Raw genomic sequence first — 9,325 nt, 5'->3', positions numbered from 1 at the left:
TGCGTGGTGCGCCTGGTGACGCCGCGCCGCAGCTGGCCGTGCTGGCGTTCGACTTCACGCGCGGCCAGTCTGAGCGGAAACGCCGCCAGCGCGCCGATGGTGCCGAAAACAGCGCCGGCCGGCGCCGTCATTTCTTGCTCTTGCCGACCGCCTTCAGCAGATTGGCCTTCAGCGGATTTTCAGCAGCACCACCCGCTGCCGCTTTCTTCGCGGCTGGCTTGGCAACCTCGTCGGCCTTGCTCTTCGACTTGGCTGGCGGCTTCGATTGCGACAGGCTCGCCTTCAGCGCATCCATCAGGTTGATAACATTGCCGCGCTCCGGTGCCGCCGCAATGATCGGCTTGTGGCCTTTCAGCTTCTCGCGGATCATCGTCATGAGTGCCGCCTCGTAGCGGTCCTCATAATTCTTCGGATCGAAGGTGGTTTCCTTCTGCTTGATCAGCGCTTCGGCGAGCTGCAGCATTTCGGGGTCGGGCTTGCCAGCTGGAATATTGCCAAAATATTCAGCCGTCCCGCGCACTTCGTTCGGGTTCCTCAAGGTGCACACGAACATGCCGTTCTCGCGCGCGCCGATCGTCACCACGCGCTCGCGGCTCGACAGCACAAGGCGGGCGATGGCGAGCTTGCCGGATTTGCGCATCGCTTCGCGCAGCACGGCGAAGGTTTCCTCCGCCATCGCGCCGTCGGGCGCCATGTAGTAGGGCGCGTCCTGGTAGATGACGTCGACCTCGTCCTCGTCGACGAAAGCCTCGATGTTCATCGTATGGTTGGATTCAATGCGCACCGCGTCGAGGTCTGCATCATCGATGATGATGTACTGCTTGTCCTCGTATTCGTAACCCTTGACCAGATCAGCACGCTCGACGAGCCCTAGTTCGGGGTCGACCGGCTTCATGTTGATGCGGTTATGGGTCTTCTTGTGCAACTGATTGAACGAGATGCGCTCGCTGGCGCTGGTGGCGGGATACAACCGCACCGGACAGCTCACGAGGCTGAGTTTGAGGTAACCTTTCCAACTTGCCCTGGGCGCCATGAAACACTCCTACGCGGTCATGCACTGACAAAGACCTGCAGCGCTTTCGTCCGAGGACGATTGAGGCTGAGCAAATCCTACACCGACCGCACACAATACCGGCAAATCCCTGACGAAATCTTCCGCCATGCATTTGAGGTCGTGGACAGAGAATAATTCAAATTGTTGGAAGCGTCGATGGACTGGAATTTGAAACGCTGGCGGGACAGAGGGGGGCGCCACGGATCGCGGCGGTCCTTGTTCTGCAACTACTTACTTCGTCTTCTGCAACTACTTCGTCGCCCCCGAGACCACCGGCAGATCCCGCGCAAACTTATCAATCTCCGCCCACGGATCGCCCGACGTCGCCAACAGCCCCGGCAGCGACGAATAATTCAGATCCTGCGGCGCATCGATGGATTCGAGGTCGCTCCAGCTGACCGGCGTCGAGGCCGGCAGATTGGTGCGGGCGCGCAAGGAGTAAGGTGCTGCGGAGGTGTGGCCGCGCGCATTGCGGTGGTAGTCGATGAAGATGCGCTTCTTGCGGTTGTCCTTGCCCATGGTGGTGGTGAAAGTATCAGGCGCCGTTGTCGCCAGATGCGTGGCGATCGCGCTGGTTGCCTGGTGCAGTTTCTTCCAGTTCTGCTTGCCTGTCACAGGCACCGTGATGTGGATGCCGCTGCCGCCGGAGGTCTTGGCGAACGGCACCAGCCCCAGGCGCTCCAATTCGTCCTTGATGTGCACCGCGGCCTCGACCACCTCGCGCCAGTCGATCCCCTCGCCCGGATCGAGGTCGAGGACGATCTGGTCGGGTCTGTCGAGGCTGGCGCGGTGGGTGCCCCAGGTGTGGAACTCGACGACGCCGAACTGCGCCAGCGCCAGATACCCTTTCGCGCCTTCGACCGAGAGATAGGATTTGGTTTCGCCCTCGGAATTTGTCGCCTCGAATGTCACCACCGAGGGCGGCATGCCGGTGAAGGCGTGGCGCTGGAAGAAGCAATCCTTCGGCAGGCCGGTCGGGCAGCGCACCAGCGACACCGGCCGGCCGAGAATGTGCGGCAGCATGAAATCGCCGACCAGCGCGTAATAGACCGCGATGTCGAGCTTGGTCGGGCCGGTCTTGCCGAACAGCCGGCGCGTCGGGTTGGTCACCCAGATGGTGGCAAGGTCGGCCTCGGCGATCAGCCGCTTGCGTTTGGACGAGACCGGCGTCGACAGGCCGACATCCCTCAAACCGCGGAAGACGCCGTGGCGCAGTGCGTTGTCCGATGTGCGGTTGGCGTAATGGATGCGCGCCGACAGCAGCGGCCGCACCCAGTTCATCTCGCGCATGATTTCGCGCGGGGCGCCCTCGGGCGCGGTGGCGCCTTCCCGCAACGGCTCCAGCCTGGCGAGCAACTCACCGGCGGTGGCGGCATCGAAACCGGTGCCGACCTTGCCGCGATAATGCAATTCACCATCCGCGAACTCTGCCATGCCGAGCGCCGCCAACCCTTCGGCCGCATTGGAGATGGTGAAGCCGGCGATGACGAAGTCGTCTGACAGCAACGCCTTGGTCTTGGTCCAGCTTTTGCTTCGGCCGCTCTGATAGATGGCCGTGGCGCGCTTGGAGACGACACCCTCCAGCCCAAGTTCCGACGCCTGGTCGTAGAGCCCCTGCCCCGAACCCTCGACATGGTCGGAGAACTGGATGGCGGAATTGGCGCCGAGGCCCGACAGCATCTGCGCCAGCAGCGCCTTGCGCCGGACCAGCGGCGCCTTGGTCAGGTCCCAGCCGTCGAGATGGAGAAGATCGAAGGCGTAGAAATGGAGCTTGCTGCCGGCGCCCTCGGCCAGCGCATCCTGCAGCAGCGCGAAGCGGCTGATGCCCTTGGCATCGAGCACGACGATCTCGCCATCGATGATGGCGTCGCAGCACGGCAGCTTGGCGAACGCATGCGGCAGGTCGCCATAGCGCTTCGTCCAGTCGATGCCGCCACGGGTGATCAGCTTGACCGCGCCGTCAGTGAGATGCGCCATGGTGCGGTAGCCATCGAATTTGATCTCGTGCAGCCAGACTTGTTTGGTGTCTTCGCCATCGGGCGGCTTTGGCACCTGCGTCGCCAGTTGCGGCTCGATACGGGCAAGCATGGGAGCCTTGAATGCGCCCGGCAGCGTGCCGGGCTTCAGCGATCCCTGTCTGGGCGCGGGTTTGGCGGCTGGCTTCGCCGGCGCCGCCAGTTCCTCGATGCGCAATCCGGATTTGACGCTTTCCGGCCGGGCCGTGAGGATGTCAAGCGCGGTGTCGGCGGCGAGGTCGCGCTCCTTGAAGAGCAGCCAGTTCTTCTTATTTTCGTCTTCGCCGGGTTTCGGCTTCAGCCGGGTCAGCATCCAGCCGCCATTGAGCTTGTCGCCGGCCAGCCGGAACTTGAAGGCGCCGGTGCGCAAGCTCTTTTCGACATCGTCCATCGGCGCCCAGCTGCCGGTGTCCCAGACGATCATCGGCCCGCCGCCATACTCGCCCTCGGGAATGACGCCCTCGAAGTCGATATATTCGAGCGGATGATCCTCGGTCTCGACCGCCAGCCTTTTGTCGGCCGGATTGAGCGAAGGGCCGCGCGGCACCGCCCAGCTCTTCAAGACATCGCCGACCTGCAGTCGCAGATCATAATGGTCTGCGGTGGCGTGGTGCTTGTGCACGACGAAGCGGTTGCCGTCGATGCTGACGAGCCCGCCAGCCGGTTCCGGCGTCTTGGCGAATTCGCGTTTGGCGCGATAGGCTTTGAGCTTTGGTGGAGTGGTCATCGCAAAGATCGAAGCACGGCGGCCAGGAACAAGCCAGTCACGCTCTCAATCGTCAGCGGCCGGCGTCAACTCGAGCTCCGCCGGCGACAGCCCTTGCTGCAACTGGCTCAGCCGGAATTCGTCGACCCAATAGGCCTCGCCGTCGACCAGAACCCGGGCCTGGTAGGTGCCTGCCGAAAAACGCTGCGCGGTGATGTAGACCTTGTGACGATCGAGCGCCTTGCGCACCGCGGAGCGCTTGGAATTCTGACCTGTGACGGGACTGAACATGACACTGCCCTCGGTCGCCCTGACACGCAACGCGGCCGCTGTCGGCAGCCTGACGACTGGGGTCAAGGATGGCGGAGACGCGCCGTCCTGTCAATTTCGCGGACAGCGCAGGATGCGGCCCGGTCAATTTACCAATCTTTTGAACATGCTTGGGCCTTGGCCTGAATCAAGACGTGAAGCACACGAAGATGAACTGTGCACGACCGCGCCGCCAAACTATCGTCCGTCGCTGCCGCTCTGCTAAGCGGCTGATATGCCGGAATGGGCAGATTTTTGAACTTCCGTGCCGATGAGATCGAGTGTCGCCGCCGCGACGTCGGCAACCTGGAGCCGTTGGACGCAATAGACCCTACCGGCGTTGTTTTCCTTACACACACCTGGAGCAATGCATGGGCAGGGCATGGGCGGCTGGAGCGTCCGGTTGGGAACACCGAACGGGCCCCATTGCTCTGGCGACGTCAGACCGTACAGCCCCACCGCTGGAGTTCGGACAGAGGCCGCAATGTGCATCGGGCCGCTCTCATTGCCAAGAAAAATCGACGCTTCGGCCAACAATGCGGTCAAGACCTCAAGCGAGGCTTTTCCGACGGCACTTGCGACCGGCGACGCTGCCGCTTCAAGGATCCTTTGCGCGGCAAGCCCTTCATCCGGCCCACCAACGAGGAGGGATCGCAGCCCGGTTTTGGCGTATACCTCGTCGATGACCGCAGCAAAATGTTGCGGCGGCCAGCAACGGCCTTCAAACCTCGCGCCGGCATGCACGGCCACATATGACTTCTTCGCCAAAGCGTTTTCCGCAAGAATCCTGGCACACTCTTCCTGGGCAGCCCTGGTCGGCTGCAGCCGAGGCGTCGGGTCCTGACAATCCAACCCAAGCGCGTGGAGCGGAGACAGGTTCCTGTAGAGATAATGGGCCCCGCCCTGTCCGAAGGTCGCGGCGAGAACGTTTGCAAGCTGGATTTCCCAGAACTTCATCGGATGCTCGGGAGGGTCGAAGCCGACGCGAAGTGGAGCGCCGATCAAACGATGCATCATCCGCGAGGTTTTTGAATCGGTAAGGTCGATGCTAAGATCGAATTTTCGCCGCAGATCAGAGATGACGCCACGATAGTCGCTCAAACGCTTGCGCAGAGTCCTTCCTCTGCCGCGAGATTCAAAGCCAACGGCAACATCGGCGATCCCTTGCGCGACGATGAACTGCTTGAGACCCGGCGCACAAAGCATGGTTACCGATGCTTGTGGATAAGAGAGACGCAGATTGCGAACCAAAGCAGATGTCAGAACGACATCTCCAATGTACTTCGTTTGAATAATGAGGATGGAACGAATCCCATCTCCTAAACTTGCATTCATCGAGACGATCTGCCGAAAACGCCAACTTGAGAAAATCTGCCGAGGACACTCATTTCTGAACGTCAAGCGGCGCTTTCAATATAGAGCCAACCAACCCTGTCAACAAGCTTGCCGGCCTTGGTGCCTCTTTGCATCGGTCGTCGACAGGACCGACAGACGCTCGTCCTCAATCCTTCAATCGCCGCAAGCGGCGCGTCAGACCTGACCAGCCTTGAGCGGCCCCGGATGGAGCACACGTGCAGCTTCGTTCGGTCGCCAGCCTACGAAGCGGCCGGCATGCCCGAATGAGCGGATTTTCGAACCTCCCCGATGAGATCGAGTGTCGCTTCTGCGACTTCAGCAACCTGAAGCCGCTGAACACAATGGACTGCACCTGGGTTGTATTCTTTACAAACACCTGGAGCTATACATGGACAAGGCATGGACGGCCGGAGCGTTTTGTTGGGGACAACAAACGGACCCCATAGATCAGGAGACTGCATACCGAACAATCCCACCACCGGAGTTCCAACAGACGCTGCAACGTGCATCGGGCCGCTGTCATTGCCAAGGAAGATTGCCGCTTCTGCCAACAACGCGACAAGGACTTCAAGCGAGGCCTTTCCGACCACAGTGGCCACCGGCGACGTTGCCGTTTCAACTATGCTTTGCGTAACGGGCCTTTCATCAGGCCCACCAACGAGCAAAGACCGCAGTCCGGTTTTTGCGTAGATCTCGTCGATGACGGCGGCAAAATATTGCGGCGGCCAACGACGCCCCTCGGACCTCGCGCCCGCATGCACGGCCACATATGATTTCTTCGCCAAGGCGTTCTCCGCAAGAAGCCTGGCACACTCCTCTTGGGCAAGCTTGGTGGGCTGCAGCCGAGGCGTTGGATCCTGATACTCCAACCCGAGGGCGTGGAGTGGAGACAGGTATCTGTAGAGATAATGGGACCCACCATGGCCGAAGGGCGCCGCGAGAACGTTTGCCATCTGGATTTCCCAGAACTTAAACGGACGCTCGGGAGGATCGAACCCCACGCGAAGTGGGGCGCCGGTCAAACGGTGTAGGATCCGTGAGGTTTTTGAATCGGTAAGGTCGATGCTAAGATCGAATTTTCGACGCCGCAGAGCAGAAATGACGGCATAATAGTCGGTCAATCGCTTGAGCGCAGTCCTTCCTCTGCCACTGGTTTCAAAGCCAACAGCAACATCGGCAATCCCTTGCGCGACAATGAACTGCTTGAGACCAGGCGCGCAAAGCATTGTTACCGATGCTTGCGGATAAGCAAGACGCATATTGTGCACCAAGGCAGATGTCAGAGTGACATCTCCAGTGAACTTCGTTTGAATAATGAGGATGGAACGAATCCCATCTCCTGAACTTGCATTCATCGAAATGATCTACCCAAAACGCCAAATTCAAAAAATCCGCCGGGAACACTCATTTCTGAACGTCAAGCGGCGCTTTCAAATATAGAGCTAACCAACCCTGTCAACAACCTTGCCGTGCCTTGGTGCCTCTTTGCATCGGTCGTTGGCACCGGCAGACGCTCGTCCTCAATTCTTCAATCGCCGCAAGCGGCGCGTCAGGCCCTGGACGGCCTTGAGCAGCCGGGGGCGCGACCGCGTCATGCCTTCGACCCGGCTGCGCAGCAGAATGGCTGCGTTCGCAGCCCTGCCCCGCACCGTCACCGGTTCGCAGATCTCGGCCAGAACCGAACTCGCGGCACCAATATGTTGCTTGTAGCCCTGGCCGCCGACCGACAGGTCGAAATAGTCGAAGCCCCGCTCGCATCCCCACATCATCAGCTTGCCCATCGTCGTCAGGCCGGGTGAGACATTGGCGACCGCGTTCTGGTCGATGCCCAGCAGGAGGGCGTGAAGTGTGCCTTTTCTGACCAGCACATAGATGGAGGCGAGCCAGGCTTCACCGACGCGTAGACCGAAGAGCCGCACCGATCCATTGGACAGGCCTTGCAGCGCCGCGGCGCGGTAGAAATCGACGACCGGGACCTGCGTCAGGAGGTCGAAACGCCCAAGCTCACGAAAACGCTTCAGCCGCAATTCCAGCAGCACATCCAGGAGCTCCTCGGTCAGATCAGGCGTGTCGGCCTCGACCAGAGCGAGGCCACCAAGCTGTTCGAAGCCGCGGCAATGCTTGCGGAAGGCCTTGGCAAAGGACGGCTTGCAGATCCGCTTGATGAGCGTCTCCGGGTCGCCGTGCAGGACGAGGCCGGAGGTGACCTGGATGGAATCGCGCGCCACCGAAAGCAGTGCCAGCGGATTGACGAGGCCGTGGATCTGCTGCGGGATCCCCGCGATATGGATGCGATCCGCCGGTGGCAGAACGGCACGGACCGCCGCCCACATGGCGTCGGCACTCTGCCTGGTCCACGCTCTCCCATCCGCCAGCAGCGGCACCGAGTAGTCGCACACGCGGCAGCTCAGCCATTCGATGACGTGGTGGCCGAGGGCCCGGCGCCGCATCAGCGGCAGCAGCATGGCCGGCGCGCCGGTCACGGCGTCACTCACCTCGATGACGACCAGGTCCGCGTCCTTGGGCATCAGCCGTGCGGCGATTCCTTCGACCCAGGCATAGTGCTGATGGGCAGTGCAGACGCCGTGCGCCTCAAGCAGCAGCCATAGCAGCCTTACGGTATCGAAACTGGTGTGCAGCCGAGCCGTGAAGTGCGCGGTTGCATCAGCGTTGGCGACAGTCGGGGAAAACCGCCCACCGGGCAAATCCCTTATCGGAGTCGTTCGCGCCGCGTAGCTTGCCACATGCTTCTCCCGTCATTCCGATCCCCCACGCAGGCGCCGCAAGTCCCGCATCAGTCCCTGGAGCCTCTTCAGCAGCCGAGGTTTGGAGCGCACGAACACCTCGGTCCGGTTGCGGACCTCGATGGCTGCGCTCACGGCGCTGCCTCGCACCGTAATCCCGTGGCAAAGCTCGCGCAGGCCCGAACCCACGGCACCCATATGTTCCTTATAACTCTGGTTGCCGACCGACAGGTCGAAATAATCGAAACCGCGGCCGCGCGCCCAGCTCATCAACTTGCCCATGATCAGAAGTCCCGGCGAGACATTGGGCACCGCGCCCTGATCGATTGAGATCAGCAGAGCATGAACGGTGACTTGATGGATCAGCAGGTATTGTACGGCGATCAGAGCTTCACCAACACGCAACCCGAAGAGCCGCACCGATCCATCCGACAGGCCCTCGAGAGCGGCGTTTCGATAGAAGTCGACAGCCGTCGCCTGCGTCAGCAGGTCGAAGCGGCCCAGTTCGCGAAAGCGGCTGAGCCGCATCCGGACCAGGCCGCCGAAGATGACCTCCACCAGGGCCGGCGTGTTGGCTTCGACCAGTTCCACGTCGCCAAGCCGTTCGAGGCGGCGCCAGTCCTTGTTGAAGGCCTTGACGAAGGATGGCCGGCATAGGCGCTTGAGCACGGTTTCCGGGTCGCCGTCGATGGCGAGGCCGAAGCTGGTATGCAGGGAATCGCGCGTGGCTGCGAGCAAGGCCAGAGGGTTGGCGACGCCGCTGATCGATTGCGGAATTCCCGTGATCTGGATGCGGTCCGCCGGCGGCAGCACGGAACGCACCGCAGCCCACGCGGCCTGCGCCGATTGCATCGTCCACGGGCTGGCATCTGCCAGCAGCGGTGCCGAATAGTCGCAAACGCCACAGCTCAGCCATTCGATCACCCGATGGCGGAAGGCCGGCCGCCGTATCAGCGGCACCAGCATTCGCGGCGCGCCCGTCACGGCATCGTTTACCTCCACGATGAGCAGTTCCGCACCTTCCGGCATTAGCCGCGCGACGATCCCCTCGGCCCAGGCATAATTCTGGTGGGCGGTGCACACACCGTCCGCCTGGAGGCGCAGCCAGAGCGGCCTCACCGCTTCCAAGCTGGTGTGGAGC

The 9,325-nt window shown here is 61.6% G+C and carries 7 protein-coding genes and 1 pseudogene; all 8 read right to left on the bottom strand.

What is annotated here, in order from left to right; genetic code table 11:
• Positions 1 to 131 (bottom strand): annotated as a pseudogene (locus tag EN914_RS39190) (O-linked GlcNAc transferase); the annotation flags it as partial.
• Positions 128 to 1,033, bottom strand: a complete 906-nt coding sequence (locus tag EN914_RS13195) for a Ku protein (RefSeq protein WP_024501732.1) — start codon at positions 1,031 to 1,033, stop codon at positions 128 to 130. The gene EN914_RS13195 and the pseudogene EN914_RS39190, both read right to left, overlap by 4 nt.
• Positions 1,034 to 1,303: 270 nt before the next feature.
• Positions 1,304 to 3,796 (bottom strand): DNA ligase D, encoded by a 2,493-nt coding sequence (ligD, locus tag EN914_RS13190; protein ID WP_024501733.1) that lies wholly within the window; start codon positions 3,794 to 3,796, stop codon positions 1,304 to 1,306.
• 45 nt (positions 3,797 to 3,841) lie between these two features.
• Positions 3,842 to 4,066, bottom strand: coding sequence for a hypothetical protein (locus tag EN914_RS13185; protein WP_024501734.1), 225 nt, complete (start codon positions 4,064 to 4,066; stop codon positions 3,842 to 3,844).
• A gap of 240 nt (positions 4,067 to 4,306) precedes the next feature.
• Positions 4,307 to 5,485: a glycosyltransferase family 9 protein gene (locus EN914_RS13180; protein WP_245265289.1), complete on the bottom strand. Its 1,179-nt coding sequence runs from the start codon at positions 5,483 to 5,485 to the stop codon at positions 4,307 to 4,309.
• 194 nt (positions 5,486 to 5,679) lie between these two features.
• The gene (locus EN914_RS13175; RefSeq protein WP_024501736.1) at positions 5,680 to 6,795 is read right to left on the bottom strand and encodes a glycosyltransferase family 9 protein; all 1,116 of its coding nucleotides are present in this window, start codon (positions 6,793 to 6,795) and stop codon (positions 5,680 to 5,682) included.
• A gap of 165 nt (positions 6,796 to 6,960) precedes the next feature.
• Positions 6,961 to 8,184, bottom strand: coding sequence for a GNAT family N-acetyltransferase (locus EN914_RS13170; RefSeq protein ID WP_024501737.1), 1,224 nt, complete (start codon positions 8,182 to 8,184; stop codon positions 6,961 to 6,963).
• Between the two features lie 12 nt (positions 8,185 to 8,196).
• Positions 8,197 to 9,325, bottom strand: a 1,129-nt coding sequence (locus EN914_RS13165; RefSeq protein WP_127389110.1) for a GNAT family N-acetyltransferase, incomplete at its 5' end; no start/stop codon positions are given.

It is taken from the genome of Mesorhizobium sp. M7A.F.Ca.CA.001.08.2.1, from assembly GCF_003998455.1.
In the GTDB taxonomy this organism is placed as follows: Bacteria; Pseudomonadota; Alphaproteobacteria; order Rhizobiales; family Rhizobiaceae; genus Mesorhizobium; species Mesorhizobium ciceri.
The sequence above is the reverse complement of the archived record's forward strand: the minus strand, read 5'-3'. Positions and strand labels throughout refer to the sequence as shown.

Coding starts and splice junctions, on each gene's coding strand:
- EN914_RS13175 (WP_024501736.1), bottom strand. CDS start 6,795: ATGAATGCAAGTTCAGGAGATGGGATTCGTTCCATCCTCATTATTCAA.
- ligD (WP_024501733.1), bottom strand. CDS start 3,796: ATGACCACTCCACCAAAGCTCAAAGCCTATCGCGCCAAACGCGAATTC.
- EN914_RS13195 (WP_024501732.1), bottom strand. CDS start 1,033: ATGGCGCCCAGGGCAAGTTGGAAAGGTTACCTCAAACTCAGCCTCGTG.
- EN914_RS13185 (WP_024501734.1), bottom strand. CDS start 4,066: ATGTTCAGTCCCGTCACAGGTCAGAATTCCAAGCGCTCCGCGGTGCGC.